This window comes from Streptomyces sp. NPDC104307, from assembly GCF_055584045.1.
Map to the genome: position 1 here is coordinate 127,531 of NZ_JBVJMU010000001.1, position 17,034 is coordinate 144,564.

At 70.1% G+C, this 17,034-nt stretch carries 12 protein-coding genes; 6 read left to right on the forward strand and 6 right to left on the reverse strand.

Features of this window, described 5'->3' with window-relative positions:
* Positions 1-81: 81 nt before the first annotated feature.
* A complete protein-coding gene (locus tag ACZ601_RS00360) occupies positions 82-915 on the reverse strand; it encodes a sterol desaturase family protein (protein WP_440576234.1) in 834 nt (277 codons plus the stop codon).
* Between the two features lie 580 nt (positions 916-1,495).
* Here ACZ601_RS00360 and ACZ601_RS00365 point away from each other — a divergent pair.
* Positions 1,496-2,089 carry a TetR/AcrR family transcriptional regulator gene (locus ACZ601_RS00365; RefSeq protein ID WP_469531625.1) on the forward strand — a complete coding sequence of 198 codons (594 nt, stop codon included), beginning with the start codon at positions 1,496-1,498 and terminating at the stop codon, positions 2,087-2,089.
* Positions 2,086-2,922: an alpha/beta fold hydrolase gene (locus ACZ601_RS00370; protein WP_469531626.1), complete on the forward strand. Its 837-nt coding sequence runs from the start codon at positions 2,086-2,088 to the stop codon at positions 2,920-2,922. Before ACZ601_RS00365 ends, ACZ601_RS00370 begins: the two co-directional genes overlap by 4 nt.
* A gap of 113 nt (positions 2,923-3,035) precedes the next feature.
* Here the strand turns inward: ACZ601_RS00370 and ACZ601_RS00375 are convergent, their stop codons facing one another.
* A complete protein-coding gene (locus tag ACZ601_RS00375; RefSeq protein ID WP_469531627.1) occupies positions 3,036-6,434 on the reverse strand; it encodes a CARDB domain-containing protein in 3,399 nt (1,132 codons plus the stop codon).
* Between the two features lie 472 nt (positions 6,435-6,906).
* Between ACZ601_RS00375 and ACZ601_RS00380 the strand changes: the two genes are divergently transcribed.
* From ACZ601_RS00380 to ACZ601_RS00395, 4 genes are all read left to right on the forward strand, one after another.
* Positions 6,907-7,542, forward strand: a complete 636-nt coding sequence (locus ACZ601_RS00380; RefSeq protein ID WP_469531628.1) for a DUF1707 SHOCT-like domain-containing protein — start codon at positions 6,907-6,909, stop codon at positions 7,540-7,542.
* A gap of 212 nt (positions 7,543-7,754) precedes the next feature.
* Positions 7,755-10,964, forward strand: a complete 3,210-nt coding sequence (locus tag ACZ601_RS00385; protein ID WP_469531630.1) for an alpha-L-rhamnosidase — start codon at positions 7,755-7,757, stop codon at positions 10,962-10,964.
* A gap of 68 nt (positions 10,965-11,032) precedes the next feature.
* Positions 11,033-11,962, forward strand: a complete 930-nt coding sequence (locus ACZ601_RS00390) for a TIGR03619 family F420-dependent LLM class oxidoreductase (protein ID WP_469531632.1) — start codon at positions 11,033-11,035, stop codon at positions 11,960-11,962.
* A 166-nt stretch (positions 11,963-12,128) separates the two neighbouring features.
* Entirely contained in the window at positions 12,129-12,644 is a 516-nt protein-coding gene (locus ACZ601_RS00395) for a DUF6630 family protein (protein ID WP_469531634.1), read from the forward strand.
* A gap of 100 nt (positions 12,645-12,744) precedes the next feature.
* Here ACZ601_RS00395 and ACZ601_RS00400 read toward each other — a convergent pair whose 3' ends face one another.
* Genes ACZ601_RS00400 through ACZ601_RS00415 form a run of 4 tightly spaced genes read right to left on the reverse strand, consistent with a single transcriptional unit; the run spans position 12,745 to position 16,834 of the window.
* A complete protein-coding gene (locus tag ACZ601_RS00400) occupies positions 12,745-13,413 on the reverse strand; it encodes a response regulator (RefSeq protein ID WP_469531636.1) in 669 nt (222 codons plus the stop codon).
* Positions 13,410-14,699 (reverse strand): sensor histidine kinase, encoded by a 1,290-nt coding sequence (locus ACZ601_RS00405; RefSeq protein WP_469531638.1) that lies wholly within the window; start codon positions 14,697-14,699, stop codon positions 13,410-13,412. Before ACZ601_RS00405 ends, ACZ601_RS00400 begins: the two co-directional genes overlap by 4 nt.
* A gap of 10 nt (positions 14,700-14,709) precedes the next feature.
* The gene (locus ACZ601_RS00410) at positions 14,710-15,870 is read right to left on the reverse strand and encodes an acyltransferase family protein (protein WP_469531640.1); all 1,161 of its coding nucleotides are present in this window, start codon (positions 15,868-15,870) and stop codon (positions 14,710-14,712) included.
* On the reverse strand, positions 15,863-16,834 hold the full coding sequence (locus tag ACZ601_RS00415; RefSeq protein ID WP_469531641.1) for an alpha/beta hydrolase: 972 nt from the start codon (positions 16,832-16,834) through the stop codon (positions 15,863-15,865). Before ACZ601_RS00415 ends, ACZ601_RS00410 begins: the two co-directional genes overlap by 8 nt.
* Positions 16,835-17,034 lie beyond the last annotated feature (200 nt).

A 17,034-nucleotide genomic window follows, 5' to 3' on the forward strand; every position in this document is an offset into this window, starting at 1 on the left:
CAGGTGGTCACGCTGCCGGGAGGCAGCGCCGAAGTCTGTGGTGCGGGGCCGCCGGGGCCCCCGAGGTCGGACGGTCTCGCCTCAGGCCCCCTTCGCACGGCGCCACGGGTGGAGAAGGCTTCCGAGGATCTCGCCGGTTCCGGGGAAGGAGGCGGGGTCGCAGAGACCGACCGCGGCCGGCTCGCGCCCCGGCCGCCAGGTGAAACTCCCGAAGAGGTGGTCCCAGCACGACAGGTCGGAGCCGTAGTGGCCTGCCTCGGACAGATCCGTGCTGTGGTGCAGACGGTGCTGTTCGGGGCTGGCCAGGACGTGGTTGAGCCTGCCGATGCGCACGTCGATGTTGGCGTGGACGAAGTAGCCCTGAGCGGCCACGAACAGACCCGTGGCGAGCACGGAGCGACTGGAGAAACCGGCCAGTGCCAGGGTGAGCTGGACGGCGCCCTGGGCGAGGACGATGTCCAGTACGTGGTTGACGCCGTTGTTCGCGACGTTGACCTTCTGCGGTACGTGGTGCACCCCGTGCAGCCGCCACAGCAGCGGGTTGGCGTGCCCCAGCCGGTGTACCAGGTAGCTGGCCAGCGACCCGCTCAGCAGGGCGGCCGGGATCTCGGCCCACAGCGGGAGCGCCGGATCGGCCGGTGAGATCCTCCCGACCGCGGTCGTCACCCCGAGTTGTGCCAGCGCGCTCGCGGCCATGGTGAGGAGGAAGTAGACGCCGTACCAACGCCATTCCGCCCGGCTGGGATGCCAGTCGCGCCGGTGCGGGATGAGCCTTTCCAGCACGGCCAGGTAGATGAGAGTTCCCACCAGGAAGAGCGGGCTGACCCGGCCGGGATCCCAGTCCAGGATCAGCGAACTCGCGGCCACGCAGAGGGTGGCCGCCAGGAGCAGCGGATAAGCGAGGGAACGGAGGATCTCCTGGGAATTGACCCTCGTCGATAATCGTCGCTCGGGCCGAATGCAGCCGTCGGCGCGCCGTTCGTATTCGTACACCCGAAACACCTCCGTGGAAATGCTGACCGACCGCGCCACCTGCGCCGCCGCAAGGGGAACCAGGGCTGCCGGGCTTCACTCGGAAGCCGAAAGCCCCAGGGGCGTACGGAAATTGAATGGCAAGCACCCACGCACCCTTGAGGGCGAATGTGGGTAGCCGAGAATTTGAGCTGATTCGATGCGGCGACCTCATACGGGGAATCCCGCACGAACCCGGTACATCCATGTCCGCTTTCAGCGGCTTCAATCCTCGACCGGTGACTTGATGAGATTCCCCCCGAGCGCCTCGACTGATCTTCAACTCATTGAACCGGACGTTCGGTCCGGAAGAAATAGGGAGAGGCCCCGCTGTCGCCAATGTGGGTTACTTAGTATTCTTTTCGTTTCTTTCACACCCACCCGGCGGACTCGCGCCGAGCGGCCCCGGCCGCAGGGAACCCGGCTTGCTGAACCTAGGGGCCCTAGGTTATATCTAGACCCCTTAGGAACTTGGGGAGGACGCATGGTGCGGGCCGGACTGACAGTCGAACGGGTGACGATCGCGGGCGCGGAGCTGGCCGACGAGGTCGGTCTCGACCGGGTGACCATGTCTCAGGTGGCGCGGCGGCTCGGGGTGAAGGACGCGAGCCTCTACACGCATGTCCGGGGTCTGGAGGATCTGCGCGGGCGGATCGCCCTGCTCGCGGCGGACGAGAAGACCATGCGGATCGCGGAGGCGACGGCCGGGCGGGCGGGCCGGGACGCGCTGGTCGCGTTCGCGGACGCCTGGCGGGAGTACGCCCACGAGCATCCGGGCCGCTACACGGCGACGCAGACCCCCATCGAGATCGATCCCGAACTGGCCGCGAAGGCGCCTGGACCGCGGCGCGCGGTCGAGCTGACCTACGGCATGCTGCGCGGCTACGGACTCGCGGAGCCCGATCTGACCGACGCGGTCCGGTTGCTGCGCAGTACGTTCCACGGCTTCGTCGCCCTGGAGGCCGCGGGCGGCTTCGGGCACGCGCGTTCGCCTCAGCACTCCTGGGTGCGGGCGCTCGATGCCCTGCACACCCTGCTGGAGCACTGGCCCGCGTCCCGGGAAGGCGACCGCGCATGACCGAACCGACCGTCGGCAGCCTCCGCGTGGACGGCGCGACCCTGCACTACGAGGTACGCGGTCGCGGACCGCTCCTCCTGCTGATTCCCGGCGGGACGGGCGGCACGGCGTCCTTCGACCCGATCGCCGACGAGCTGGCCGCCGAATACACCGTCGCGACCTACGACCCGCGCGGCATGTCGCGCAGCACGCTGGACGACCCCGAGGCCGGGCAGCGCGTGGCCGTCCACGCCGACGACGCCTTCCGCCTGCTGCGGCTGCTCTCCCCCGGTGAGCCCGCCCGTGTCCTCGGCTGCAGTTCCGGCGCGATCGCCGCCGTGCATCTGCTCACCGCCCGTCCCGCAGCCGTAGAACGGGTCGTGGCGCACGAGCCGCCGATGGTCGAGGTCCTCCCCGACGCTCCCGCGCATCGCGCCCTCATCGCGCGCGTCACCGAGACGCTCCGCGCGGAGGGGCTAGGTCCGGCGATGGCGGCATTCGCGGCGGGGCTGAAGAAGGACGGTGACACCGACGAACCGGTCGCGGCGGTCGAGCTGCCACCGCGAGCGGCGGCGCGGGCCGAGCGGACGATGGCGGACCTCCCGTACTTCGTCGGACGCATCGTGCCCGCGTGCATGTCCTACGTACCGGACATGCACCGGCTCGAAGAGCTCTCGGACCGGCTCATCCTGGCGTGCGGCCGGGACTCGCGCGGTGAGCTGCCCTACCGTCCGGCCGCCTTGCTGGCCGAGCGTCTCGGCACGGAACTCCGGCACTTCCCCGGCGGGCACACCGGGCTCAGCACGCATCCCGCCGAGTTCGGCGAGCACCTCCGCGAGGCCCTGCGCGCCTGAGGCAGCGGCAGGGCTTGACGGCGGCGGACAGCGGCGGGCACGCGCGCCCGCGGCCGGCACGCCCCGACGGCGTGCCGGCCGCGGGCCGGGTCGTGTCCGGTGCGGGACCGGAGCTACTGCTTGGCGGACGCCTTGCCGGCGCTGCCGTTGATGACGAACTGTGAGCCGGGTTCGACCACGACATCACCGTCGGCCGAGCCGCTGATGGTCACACCGGACAGAGTCGCGCTGCCCCTGGCACCTCCCATGGCCAGGATTCCCGACCCGTTGACGGAATTGTCGATATGGACGTTCGAGATCTTCGCGCCGGGCACGGACCCGCCGCCCGACTTGAACTGGATCCCGTCGTAGGTCGAGTCATGGATGTCGGTGTCCCGGATCGTGACGCCCGGTATGTCCTGACCGGAGGCGAACAGCGTGATGGCACCGAACTCCTGGGCCTCGCCCCAGAACGCGCCGCCCGTACGGAAGAGCTCGTTGTTGGCGATCAGCGTCTCCCCGGAGAACGGCAGCGGATCGTGGTCCGTCGCCAGCATGATGCCGGGGTAGTTCATGGTGTCGGAGACGATGTTGTTCTCGATGGTGTTGCCGTAACCGCCGTAGACGGCGATGCCGTTGGCCCGCCAGGGCAGCTGGATCGTGTTGTTGCGGAAGTGGTTGTCGTGGCCGACGTCCACCGAGGGGTTCTTCACGTACTTGCTCGACCACACGGCGAGCGAGTCGTCCCCGGTGTTCCTGAAGGAGGAGTTGAACACCGTCGAGTTGCGGGTGCCGTTGGCGAAGTTGATGCCGTCCGCGTAAGTGTTGCGAATCCGCATGCCGGTGAACTCGACACCGTCACCGGGTCCCCAGAGGTCGGGGATGTTGTCGTAGTCGCGGCCGACCCACACGCCGACGTTCGCGTGCTCCAGCCACACATTGGTGATCTTGGTGTCCTTGCCGAAGCGGCCGTTGAGGCCGACGCCGCCCTCGGCGTTGCCGTCACCGCCCCGGATCGTGCCGGAGCCGAAGATCGCGATGTCCGAGATCTTGGTGTTGTCGTCGATGTCGAAGCCGAAGTTCCCCTCGTGCGGGTGGTTGATGCCGCCCGCGTCCTGCGGCGCGGTCAGCGTGTACAGCTGCGAGTGCCACATCCCGGCGCCCCGGATGGTGACGTCACTGATTCCCACCTGGTTGTACTGACCACGGTTCAGCGGATCGTCGGTGAGGATCTTCTGCTCCTGCCGCCACTGCCCCGGCGGGATCCACACGCAGCCGATGTCACCGTTCTGGTTCGCCGTCACGGCCCGCTGGATGGCGTCCGTGTCGTCGATCCCGTCGTTCGGGACGGCTCCGTAGGAGGTGATCGAGGTGCATCCGGCCGGCTGTGCGATCGCCGGTGCCACCTGCTCCAGGTCGACGAGATCGATGATGTAGAAGGACGCCGAGTCGCCCGCGTCGCGCTGGAGCCGGAACTTCGTACCCGCGGGGTAGGTCTGGCCCAGCAGTGCGTTGGACTCGTCGAACAGCCGGCGGGCGTCACCGCCCGGCCGGTTGGTCAGGCCCTCCGGGCTGTCCGTGTCGCCGTAGAGCCAGCTGTGCTTGGAGGAGAGGGTCAGCTTGCGGGCGAAGGTGTCGTTGACGTAGAGGCTGATCGTGGCCTCAGACCCGCCGCCGGCCGCGGCGTCGGGGATGGAGTTGCGGACCACGATCGAGTTGGACGGGACGGTCGAGGTGACCTCGACGTACTCGCCGGTGGAGTTGAGCCGCACGGACTGGCGGCCGGAGGACTCGGTGGCGAAGTTGGTGTGGCCGAAGGTGCGCTTCTTGTCGGAGGTCAGCAACGTGCCCCGGTAGTCGCCCTTCTCCGCCTCGTACTCGGTGTACGGAACCGCGGCACCCCGGCCGACGACGATGGCGTGGGAGTAGACGTTGTTGTTCTCGTTCGTCTCGGCGACGGCGCCGGTCGCGTCCGCGGTCGCGGTCAGGTTCGCCCCACCGCTCTTCGCGGTCCAGCTCCCGCTGATCGGCACGGTGACCGTGGATCCGGCGGGGATCGCGCCGGTCGTACCGTTCAGTGTGGTGCTCTCGACGAGAAGACGCGTGACCGTCGACGCGCTCACCGCGGTGGTTCCCCGGTTGTGTACGGACACGGTGAACGTGACGGCGGAGCCCACCGCGGGATTCGCCGGACTGGAGGTGATGCCGACGACCTCCAGGTCGGGGCCGGGGCTCTGCGAGACCACGAGCTTCGATGCGGCGGTACGGCTGTTGTTGGTGTTGTCCTGCTCGATGACCGTGTCGCTCGGGTCGACCACCGCCGAGACGCTGTACGTGCCCATCGGCCGCTTGCCGACATCGACGGACACGGTGTCCGACGCGCCGGCGGCAAGGGCGCTCACCGGCGCGCTGCCGGCCACCACTCCTTCCAGGCTGACATCGACCGTCGTCGCGGCGGCCGGCGCCGTACCCGTGTTGCGTACGGTGGCGGTCACGGTGACGTCGTCGCTCTCGGAGGGCGAGGCAGGCGACCACTTCAGCTCGGAGACGGTCAGGTCCGGGTTGGGCGCGGCGGTACCGACGACCTGGATCTCGGCGACCTGAGCACCGGGAGCGCCGGTGTTGGAGAAGAACTTGAGCTGGACGTCCGCGTACCGGCCGGTCACCGGGATCGTCACCGTGTTCTCGTTGCCGGCCGGGCTGAACGCGTAGTCGGCCCGGTCCTTCAGGGAGGTGAAGCCGGTGGCGGACTGGGAGCGGCCGAGGATCTGGAGGCTCTGGGTGCGCGCCGCCCAGGCCTGGTCCGGGGAGAGCTTGACGACGACGGCTTCGAGATCGGCGTCGGCGCCGAGCTTCACCGTGAGGGTCGAGGGGTAGCCGTTCGACTCCCAGTACGTGCCGGTCTTGTCGTCATTGGCGTTGGCCGCCACGAAGTTCTGCGTGGACGAAGAGGCCTCGATCGGCTTGTTCAGCGCCAGATTGGAACCCACGGTCACCGGTGGGCCGGGGTCGTCACCCCCGCTCTCTCCGTAGACCTCCACCTGGGAGAGCTGTGCGGCGTTCCAGCCGGTGTTGGCCGTCACCTGCACCCGGATGTAGCGCGTCTGCTTCGCGGAGAGGCCGATGGTGACGGTGTTGCCCGCCGACGGCGTGAACACCCGCGCGGCCGAAGCCGACAGCGTGCTGAAGCCGTTGCCGTCGTCGCTGCCCTGGACGGCGAGCGTCTGGGTCCGCGCCTCCCAGGTGTTCGGCAGCTTCAGCACCACCTGATCGACGTCGAACCGGGCCCCGAGGTCGATCCGCACCCACTGCGGGAACGTACCCGGGCTCTCCCAGTACGTCTGCTGGCTGCCGTCGGTGACGTTCGAGGCCGAGTAGGCACCGTTCGAAGCGCTGGCCGTCGCCTGCTTACCGAGGGCGAGGTCGGGACGCGGTACGGCCGCAGAGGCCGTGACCGGCAGGATCCCGACCGTCATCAGTGCGGCTGTCACCGCGCCGATGAGGAGCCGCCATCTGAACTGCTTCCATCTCATGCTGTCCTCTGTTCCGTGGGGCTGCGGGACCGGGAGGCACGACGACGCGTCACCGACCGCACGACGCGCGGTGCGTCATGCGGTAGGTCAGGGCCGGGGTGTGGGCTGCCGGTGCACCGATGGAGGGACGATCAGGTACGCCGGCAGAAGGAAGAGCGAGCCACCTGCCGGAAAACTCACGCTCATTGCCTGGTATTTTGAGTGATCTGGTCAACTTTTTGCGTCGTTGAGGTGACAGGTTTCTAGCAGGTCACGCTTTTGTCAACAGTTCTCGCATCGGCACCCACCGCCGCAGGCGCCTGGCCGCACCTGTCACCGACCCGCCGGCGAATCCATACATCGGATCGTTTGTCATACCCAAGCCGAGTGGCAGCGGCCTGCCGGAGCCCGGGATCCGGCGGGCGGCTCCCCGCCCGCGAGGAGTGTGATCGTCGACCTTGCAGCGCTCCGGACGGTGCACCACAATGCCCGTATGACGGGTGAACTCAGGCCGACCGGCGACTCTTCCGGATCCAGCGCAAGGCCCGACATGCGGGCATCGGACCGGGATCGGGACCAGGTCGTGGAGATCCTCCAGGTCGCCGCGGGCGACGGCCGGCTCACCGCCGCCGAGCTGGACGAGCGCCTGGATGCGGCGCTGTCCGCCCGCACCGCCGGGGAGCTGGCCCGGCTGACCGCCGACCTGCCCTCGGAGGGAATGCCTCCGCAGGCCAAGGATCTGGTCCGGATCGACCAGCGGTTCGGCGATGTCTCACGCACCGGACGCTGGCTGGTTCCGCGCCACATGGAGATCCGCCTGATGTTCTGCGACGCGAAGCTCGACTTCACCGACGCGCTGATCACGCACAGCACCCTTCACATCGATGTCGACCTGCGGATCGGGGGGAACCTGATCCTGGTGACCAGGCCCGGGATCGTGGTCGATGCCGACGGGCTGGAACGCAGCAGTGGCGACATCAAGATCCGCCCGGCGTCGGAGGCCGACGTTCCCACCGCCCTGCGCGTGCTCGTCGCCGGACAGTCCCGGGGCGGCGACTTCACCGCCCGGCCACCGCAGCGGAAGCTCTCGGAGCGGCTGCGCCGCACACCCGGTCAGCTCGGCAGCTGAGCCGGGCCCGGCTGCTCCCGCACCAGTCCATCGATTGAAACCGTTCAATCAATCAACTCGCCTGTAGGGCCGCGCACATGAATGACGCATGCCCGATCAAGGCTCCGTCGAGAAACCCCCTGCACGCTCATTGACCCACACCTCGCGCGCCCCTACGTTCAGCTACGTCCACAGTGTGAATCGATTCATCACTTTCTGTGTGAGGGGCCGCATTGATCAGCAGGCGGAACATCCTGACGAGCGCCGCTGCCACGGTGGGCGCCGTAGCAGCCGGAGTCGCACCGGCCGGGGCAGCTCCGGCGCCGGTGCCGGCCCAGGCACCTGTACGGCGCGGTGCGCCACGCGTCACCGCGCCGACCGTCGAGTACGTGTCGCACCCCCTGGGCCTCGACGCGCAACACCCGCGGCTCAGCTGGCCGGTCGCCTCGGAGGAACCGGACGTCCAGCAGAGCGCCTATCAGGTCCGGGTCGCGTCCAGCGCGTCCGGCCTGTCGCACCCGGACATCTGGGACAGCGGAAAGGTGATGTCCGGCGAGTCCGTCCTCGTCCCCTACGCGGGGCCCGCGCTCAAGCCGCGGACGCGCTACTTCTGGTCCGTGCGGGTGTGGGACACGGCCGGAGGCGAGTCCGGCTGGAGCACGCCTTCGTGGTGGGAGACCGGCCTCATGGACCCCGCCGAGTGGTCCGCCGCCTGGGTGTCCGCTCCCCCGGCCCTCACCGACGCGCCCTCGCTGGAGAACAGCTCCTGGATCTGGTTCCCCGAGGGAGACCCGGCCAACAGCGCGCCGGAGGGCACCCGTTGGTTCCGTCACACCGTCGATCTCGCGGACGGGATCACCGCGGCGACCCTCGCCATCAGCGCGGACAACGTGTACGCGGTCTCCGTGAACGGCACCGAGGCCGCGCGTACGGACCTGGCGACCGACAACGACGGCTGGCGCCGCCCCGCGGTGATCGACGTCCTCGCGCGGCTGCGTACCGGAACGAACGTCCTCGCGGTCTCGGCGGCCAACGCGAGCGAAGGGGCCGCAGGGCTGATCGCTACGCTCGCCCTGCGCACGGCGTCCGGCGAACAGAGCATCGTCACCGACGCCTCCTGGAAGTCGACGGACGAGGAGCCCGCCGACGGCTGGCGCGGCCCCGGCTTCGACGACAGCGGCTGGCCGGCGGCGAAGGAGGCCGCCGCGTGGGGCGCCGGACCGTGGGGCAAGGTCGTACCCGCCCTGTTCGCGGCCAACCAGCTGCGGCACGGGTTCGAGCTGCCACGAAAGAAGGTCGCTCGGGCGCGCCTGTACGCCACGGCTCTCGGTCTGTACGAGGCCCATCTCAACGGCCGCCGGGTCGGACGCGATCAGCTCGCTCCCGGCTGGACGGACTACCGCGAGCGCGTCCAGTACCAGACGTACGACGTCACCGCGCTGCTGCGGCCCGGCGCGAACGCCATCGGCGCCTATGTGGCACCGGGGTGGTATGCGGGCAGCGTCGGCATGTTCGGACCCCATCAGTACGGCGAACACCCGGCTCTTCTTGCCCAGTTGGAGATCGAGTTCACGGACGGCACGAGCAGGCGCGTCACGTCCGGAACGGACTGGCGGGCCGCCGCCGGGCCGATCCTCTCCGCCGACCTCCTCGGCGGAGAGACGTACGACGCGCGCAAGGAGACGGCCGGCTGGACCTCGCCCGGCTTCGACGACCGCTCCTGGTCCGAGGCCAGCGGCGCGGACGAGGACGCGCCACGCCTGATCGTCGCGCAGGTGGACGGACCGGTACGGGTGGCGAAGGAGCTTCCCGCCAGGAAGGTGACCGAGCCCTCGCCGGGCGTCTTCGTCTTCGACCTGGGCCAGAACATGGTCGGATCGGTGCGGCTGCGCCTGTCGGGCGACGCGGGCACGACGGTGCGTCTGCGGCATGCCGAGGTCCTCAATCCCGACGGCACCGTCTACACCGCGAATCTCCGCAGCGCCGCGGCAACCGACACCTACGTCCTCAAGGGCGGCGGCTCCGAGACGTACGAACCGCGCTTCACCTTCCACGGGTTCCGCTACGTCGAGGTGACCGGCCTGCCCGTCGCTCCCCCGGCCAGTGCGCTGACCGGTCGCGTCATGCACACGTCCGCCCCGTTCACCTTCGAGTTCGAGACCGACGTCCCCATGCTCAACAAACTGCACAGCAACATCACCTGGGGCCAGCGCGGCAACTTCCTCTCCATCCCCACGGACACGCCCGCACGCGATGAGCGTCTGGGGTGGACGGGCGACATCAACGTCTTCGCGCCGACGGCCGCGTACACGATGGAGTCGGCCCGCTTCCTCACCAAGTGGCTCGTGGACCTGCGCGACGCCCAGACCGCCGAGGGCGCCTTCACGGACGTGGCCCCCATCGTCGGCAACGTCGGCAACGGCGCGGCCGGCTGGGGCGACGCGGGCGTCACCGTCCCCTGGTCGCTGTACCAGGCTTACGGGGACCGGCAGGTCCTCAAGGACGCCTGGCCATCCATCCGGGCCTGGCTGACGTACCTGGAGAAGAACAGCGACGGCCTGCTGCGGCCGACCGGCGGCTACGGCGACTGGCTGAACGTCGCCGACGAGACGCCGAAGGACGTCATCGCCACCGCGTACTTCGCCCACAGTGCCGACCTCGCGGCCCGGACGGCCACGGAGCTGGGTGAGGACCCGGCGCCGTTCCTCGACCTCTTCACGCGGATACGCACGGCTTTCCAGGCCGCGTATGTCACCGGAGAGGGGCGGGTGAAGGGGGACACCCAGACGGCCTACGTCCTCTCCCTGTCGATGGATCTGCTGCCGGACACCCTGCGCACGGCGGCGGCGGACCGGCTCGTCGCGCTGATCGAGGCCAAGGACTGGCACCTGTCGACGGGCTTCCTCGGTACACCCAGGCTGCTGCCCGTCCTCACCGACACCGGGCACACCGATGTCGCCTACCGCCTGCTTCAGCAGCGCTCGTTCCCCAGCTGGGGCTACCAGATCGACAAGGGCTCCACCACCATGTGGGAGCGGTGGGACTCCATCCAGCCCGACGGCGGCTTCCAGACCCCGGACATGAACTCCTTCAACCACTACGCCCACGGTTCGGTCGGTGAGTGGATGTACACGAACATCGCGGGCATCGCGGTGGGCCGGCCCGGCTTCCGCGAGATCGTCATCCGTCCTCGGCCGGGCGGCGACGTCACCTCGGCCCGCGCCACGTTCGCCTCGGTCTACGGCCCCGTCTCCACCCAGTGGAAACTGCGCTCGGGTGGCATCGACCTGCGCTGTACCGTGCCTCCCAACACAACGGCCGAGGTGTGGGTTCCCACGGACGGCCCGGCCTCCGTCACTCACACCCGCGCGACGTTCCTGCGCGAGGAGGACGGCTGCGCGGTGTACCGTGTCGGCTCCGGGAGCCATCATTTTGCCGGCTAGGACGCCCCGTCAGCGTCACTGCGCCGTAGGGTAGTTGTCCCATACACCTCGTAGAGGGAGACACTCGTATGCCGATCCCGCTCGGTCTTGGCCTTCCGCAGATGAAGCAGTACGACATCGGCCGCGATGTGCCCGATGTGGCGCGGGCCGCGGAGGCGGCCGGCTACGAGAGTCTGTGGGTGTTCGAGCGGGTTCTCTTTCCCGAACCGGCCACCCAGGGGCTGTATGGAGTCCCGGGCCTGGCCTGGCCCGACCACTACCGCGGCGTCGCGGACCCGTTGATCACCCTGGCGTTGGCCGCAGCGGCGACCGACCGTGCCCGGCTCGGCACCAGCGTTCTCGTCGCGCCGCTCCACATCCCCTTCCAGCTGGCCCGCTCGCTCGCCTCGCTGGACGCCGCCAGCGGTGGCCGGGTGGTCGCGGGGCTGGGTACGGGCTGGTCCCTGGACGAGTACGCCGCCGCGTCCGTCGCTCCCTTCGAGCAGCGCGGCGCGGTCCTGGACGAGCTGCTCGACGTGTTCGCGGCCGTCTGGGGTCCTGACCCCGTCTCGTACGAGGGGACCCTGACCACGATCGCCCCGTCCGTGGTGGGGCCCAAGCCCGCTCGCCCGATCCCGGTCCTCCTCGCGGCGAGCGGCCCCCGGGCCGTTCGCCGGCTGGTCGACCGGGCGGACGGCTGGATGCCCGTGGCCATGGGGGCGTCGACGCTGGCCGAGCAGTGGCAGCGGGTGCGGGATGTCGCCGCCGAGCGGGGGCGTGAGCGGCCGCTCGCTGTCTGCGCCCGTGCCAACGCGCGGTACAGCGTCAAGCCGGTGGAGGGCGACGACCGGCAGCCGTTCCACGGAAGTGTGGCGCAGATCGTCGAGGACCTGGTGGCTCACGCCGATACGGGGGTCACGGAGATCATGCTGGACCTCCAGGGCACCACGCGTGACGCCACGGAGCTCATCGATGTGGCGACCGAGGTGTACGAGGCCGCGCGGGCAGCGGGGGTCTGAGCCCGTCCGGGCCCGTTGTCGTACCCCTGTGGCAGGGTTTTTTCAGGGCGCCGGACCAGGCGTCCTGATCACACTGCCGGAATCCGGCTGCCTGATCCCGCCCGGGGATCAGGCAGCCGGATTCGCCCGGCCGGACGCGGTCGGACGGCCGCCGAAGGAGCACACCATGTCGGGTACCGACGAAGCCCGTACCTCCCTGGCCGCTGTCGCGGCCTTGCTCGCTCCGGCCCATGAGGCTGTCGCCGCACGGGTACTGCACGCCCACGACGACCCGGCGGGCTATGTAGGTGACCACGCGGACACGTTGGCGGACCGGGGCATCGAGGGGCCCGTGCCCGGTCTCGCATGGACAGCGCTCGTCGACGCGCTGGCCGAGCACCGGCTGCTGGCGGAGCTGGACTGGAAGGAGGACGCCAACGAGATCCGGTCCCAGTTGCGTGGGCTCGCGTCCCGGCCATCGGTGGATCCCTGGGTACTGGTCGAGGCGGACGACATGCTTCTGCCGACCCATGAGTTCCTGGAGGCATGCGGCCGGTGTTTCCGCGACGTCGGCGCGGCGCTCGCAGTCCTCGACATCGGGTCCGACTGCTATCCGGTGGTGTGCCTGCGGGCGGCGCGGGTGGAGGAGCTGTCCGCGCTCGCGGCCCGCGCGGGCTTCACGGCCCGGGGTTTCGGTGACTGATATCCGGCCAGTGACGGCCGGCCGGGATCAGTCCTGGCCGTCACTGACCGGCCGGGATCGGTCCTGGCCGTCACTGGCCGGCCGGGATCAGTCCTGGCCGTCACTGGCCGGCCGGGCGTATCAGGCCGGTCTCGTAGGCGAACACCGCGGCCTGGGTCCGGTCCCGGAGTCCCAGCTTGACCAGGATCCGGCCGACGTGGGTCTTGACCGTCTGTTCCGCGACAACCAGGTTCACGGCTATCTCGGCATTGGAGAGTCCCTGCGCGATGAGCGCCAAGACCTCGGTCTCGCGTTCCGTCAGGTCGCCCGCCCGGCCCCGTTCCGGGATGCGGAGTGTCCGGGTGACGCGGGAGAACTCGGCGATCACGCGCTTGGTGATGCTCGGGGCGAGGAGAGCGTCACCGGCGGCCACCACCCGGACGGCCTCCGCGAGTTCGGCCGCCGAGGCGTCCTTGAGCAGGAATCCGGAGGCGCCCGCGCGCAGGGCTTCGTACACGTACTCGTCGAGGTCGAATGTGGTCAGGACGAGGACCTTGACGGTGGACCCGGCGGGCTCGGTGATGCGGCGGGTGGCCTCGATGCCGCCGACCCCGGGCATGCGGATGTCCATCAGCACGACGTCCGGGGTGAGTTCGGCGACCTTGGCCACGGCGTCCAGGCCGTCGACCGCCTGGCCGACGACCTCGATGCCCGGCTCGGCGTTGAGCAGGACCGTGAATCCCTGACGGACCATCATCTGGTCGTCGGCGATGACAACACGGATGCTCATACGGGTTCCTCCAGGGGAAGTATCGCCACTACCTCGTAACCGCCTCCGGGAGTAGTCCCGTTGGTGAAGTCACCGCCCAGCATGGCGGTGCGTTCCCGCATGCCGAGCAGACCGTGAGCGATGTCGCGCGGGGGCGGGGCCGGTTCGTCCGGAGCCGTGTTGGTGATCCGGACGGCGAGGCAGCTGGGCCGGTACGCGATCCCGACGTGGACCGCTGTTCCGGGCGCGTGCCGCATGGCGTTGCTGAGGGATTCCTGCACGATGCGGAACGCGGAGAGATCGACGCCGGGCGGGATGGGCCGGGGGGTGCCCGTGAGCTCGGTGGTGACTTTGAGGCCTGCCCCTCGCACGTTGTCGAGCAGCTCCGGCAGGCGGTCGAGGGTGGGCTGGGGGCTGTGTCGCGCCTCGGCGGACACCGCGTCCTCCGAGCGGAGCACGCCGAGGACCCGTCGCAGTTCGGTGAGTGCGTCGACGGCGTTCTCGCGGATACCCGCGAGGTTCTCCTTGAGCTCGTCGGAGGGGTGCTCCACCAGGTGCGGGGCGACCTGCGCCTGGATGGAGATCACCGACATGTGGTGGGCGACCACGTCGTGGAGTTCGCGGGCGATCCGGTTGCGCTCCTCCAGGAGGGTGCGGCGGCCGCGCTCCCGCGCGGTGCGTTCTTCCTGGACCACGAGTTCGGTGCGGGCGACGTGACGGCCGCGCAGCGCCACCCCGATCACGACGGCCGCAACGAGGACGGCCACGGCGACCCGTGTGGGGGCGGCCGGATGCACGAGGTCTTCCGGGGCGCAGACCAGTCCCGCCAGCACACTGAGCACGAGCGCCTCGACACCGACCCGGGGACGCAGTCGCAGTGCCATCATCAGCAGCACCCCTGCCTGTACGACGATTCCGGACAGGGTCCAGGGCAGCGAGGCATCTCCGGTCTGGGGCTGAGCGGTCAGCGCGACCACGATCATGACGGCGGTCACCGCCCACCAGGCGAGCACCGGTCGGTACAGGGCGGCGATGAACGCCACAGACTGGAGCAAGCCGAGGAAGAGTGCGCTGCGGGTGTCCAGTCCGTACTGCGCCACGAGCGTGTTGATGCTGAAGACCGCGAGCGGCACCGTGCCCACCACGAGCGGCAGCAGGAAGGCCGGAATCCAGTCGCGGAGCGAGGGCCCGTGCGGACGGGGCGGAGGATCGACAGCGGTGGTCCAGAGGTCGTGGACGAGGCTGCGCGGGACAGCTCTCAGACGCCCCGTCAGCTGCGCCCCGGCTCCCGCCCGTAGCCTGTGCATGGCTGTCACTCTAGGCACGGCGTGTCTCGCAATCACTACTGGGTTGTCCTTGACGCACCACCGTGGTGCGTCCTTGCCGGCGCTGTTCGTACGTTCTGAACGCCGCCCAGCACGCCGCCAGGGCGACGGCGAAGACCGGCAGCCAGAGGAGCCGGGCGATGATCCACTGCGTCCCGTCCGGCCGGGTGTGCAGTCCTGGCAGGGTGCGGCCGGTGAGAAGCCCGGTCGCGGTCACCGCGAGCATCGCCGTCTGGTGCCAGAGGAAGACGGTCATGGCGCTGAGGTTGACCAGAGCCACCGCCGCCCAGGCGGCAGGCTTCACGAGTATCCGCCGCAGTGGCCCCGACAGGAGCAGTGCCGCCCCGCACTGGGCGAGGCCGAAAGTGACCGCGGCCAGGGTGGGCGGGTCGAGATTGGAGATGGCGGCGCCCGGCACCCCGACCATGGACGCGGGGTATCCGGCGAGGAGGACCAGCAGCGCCGTGGCGGTCGCGCCGCCGATGAGCAGGGTCCAGCCGGTCGTCCGCGACCGCAGCTCCCCACGGGCCCAGGCCGCTCCCAGGCAGTACGGCACCAGCCAGCCGGCGGCCACGTTGACCCAGCCGAGCCGGGCGGGGCCGTCGAGTCCGAGCCTGATGATGTCGACGTGGATGACCACGACGACGGGCCACAGCGGGTGGAGGCGGGCGACGAGCGGGGTCAGTGCGGTGAGCCCGGCGAAGACCAGCAGGAACCAGAGGGGTGAGAGCACGAGTTTGAGCAGGGCGTGCAGATTGCCGTAGCCGACCCCGGAGACGAACATCGTGCCGGCCGTCACGGTCCAGACCACCAGCAGCGCCGCGACCGGCCGGAACAGGCGGGCGGTCCTGGCGCCGAGCCAGCGGCCGTAGGTGACGCCCCGGGCGCGGGACGACTCATAGCTCTTGGCCGCCACTTGCCCGCCCACCAGGAAGAACACCGCGAGGGTCTGGAACACCCAGGAGACCGGGGCGAGTTCGGGTGTGTGCTGGAGCGGGCTCGCGGCGTGGAGGCTGCCGCTGTCGACGACCATGGCGGTCACCAGCCAGTGGCCGAGCACGACTCCGAGGATGGCGAGGGCACGCAGCGCGTCGAGGGTCCGGTCGCGGTGGTGCGGGGTGGCGGCTTCGATCCGCTGGACGAGCTCACGCATGCCGGCTCCTCCCGGAGGGTGCGGTGCCCGAGACGATGCGGGCGATGTTCTTCAGGGACCGGGAGCCGGGCTTGAGATAGTCGCTGTGCCCGCCGGTTCCCGCGTCGAAGGTGCGGGCGCCGAACCCGGGTGAGACGGGGTCCGGTCCGAATCCGATCGAGACGAAGGGGAGGCGGAGCCGGGTGTGCGGAACATCCGCCACCCAGTCCGCCGTTCCGCGGCCTGCCCAGACGGTGGCACGGGTGTGCAGGGCGCTGACGTCGCGGGCACCGGTGCCGGGGCTGGCGTAGAGGACGAGGGCGGCCACTCCCCGCAGGCCGGGCGCGGCTCGGGCGCATACGACCGAGCCGTAGGAGTGGCAGAGCAGGGAGATCCTGGCAGTCGGCCTGGCGGTGTGCAGCTCGTCCGCGAACCGCCCGAGCGCGGGTGCCGCCGTGTCGGCCCGTCCGGTGGTGAGCGCCGCGGGGCTCACCGTGGCCGGCGTTTTGTAGCCGAGCCACGCGACGACGGCGGCCTTCGGCCCCAACTCCTTTCGCAGGGCGGCGGAGTCGTTCCTCAGGCGCCAGTACCGGTCGAGGTTGGTATCGGCGCCTGGCACCAGAACGGCGATCCGTTCGGCCCGCGTCAGGTCTCCGAAGACCTCGGCTGTGCGGCCCCCGTCACGGCCGTCGAAGAGGAGGAAGTGGCGACGGGGTTCCGCCATCCCGCGCAGCGCGGCGGCCCGCTTCCGGTCACCGTGACGCGCGGCCATGCCCCCGGCGGCCAGGATGCCGTCGCGGGTGACGGCGTACCGTGCGTCGAGGGTGCCCCGAGCGGCGTCCCGCAGCGGGGCGAGCGGGGCCGGAACGGGTGCCGGGACCGCTGCGGGGCTGGAGGCTCCGGACACGGGCGCGGCGACCGAGGCGGCGATGAGCGCGGCCAGCAGGGTGCGGCGCAGCCGGCTGTTGCGGAGGCGGACGGGCATGGGGCGGGGGTCCTTCCGTACCGGATGCGTGAGTTGCATCCGGTACGAAGTTATGAACCGCGCCCTGTAATCGGCGTCCCTCCCCGGACCGCACCTGCCGCGTAGCTCTCAAGTACTACGGGTATCCGGAAGGTGACCGGTGCTCAAGGGGGCTGCGGCGGGCGCGGGTTGACGCGTCGCCGTACGCAGGTTCTCCTGCT

What these genes read in the sequence shown, in the direction of transcription:
- ACZ601_RS00370 (WP_469531626.1), top strand. Translation starts at nt 2,086, where the DNA reads ATGACCGAACCGACCGTCGGCAGCCTCCGCGTGGACGGCGCGACCCTG.
- ACZ601_RS00375 (WP_469531627.1), bottom strand. Translation starts at nt 6,434, where the DNA reads ATGAGATGGAAGCAGTTCAGATGGCGGCTCCTCATCGGCGCGGTGACA.
- ACZ601_RS00415 (WP_469531641.1), bottom strand. Translation starts at nt 16,834, where the DNA reads ATGCCCGTCCGCCTCCGCAACAGCCGGCTGCGCCGCACCCTGCTGGCC.
- ACZ601_RS00390 (WP_469531632.1), top strand. Translation starts at nt 11,033, where the DNA reads ATGCCGATCCCGCTCGGTCTTGGCCTTCCGCAGATGAAGCAGTACGAC.
- ACZ601_RS00365 (WP_469531625.1), top strand. Translation starts at nt 1,496, where the DNA reads ATGGTGCGGGCCGGACTGACAGTCGAACGGGTGACGATCGCGGGCGCG.
- ACZ601_RS00410 (WP_469531640.1), bottom strand. Translation starts at nt 15,870, where the DNA reads ATGCGTGAGCTCGTCCAGCGGATCGAAGCCGCCACCCCGCACCACCGC.
- ACZ601_RS00395 (WP_469531634.1), top strand. Translation starts at nt 12,129, where the DNA reads ATGTCGGGTACCGACGAAGCCCGTACCTCCCTGGCCGCTGTCGCGGCC.
- ACZ601_RS00400 (WP_469531636.1), bottom strand. Translation starts at nt 13,413, where the DNA reads ATGAGCATCCGTGTTGTCATCGCCGACGACCAGATGATGGTCCGTCAG.
- ACZ601_RS00380 (WP_469531628.1), top strand. Translation starts at nt 6,907, where the DNA reads ATGACGGGTGAACTCAGGCCGACCGGCGACTCTTCCGGATCCAGCGCA.
- ACZ601_RS00405 (WP_469531638.1), bottom strand. Translation starts at nt 14,699, where the DNA reads ATGCACAGGCTACGGGCGGGAGCCGGGGCGCAGCTGACGGGGCGTCTG.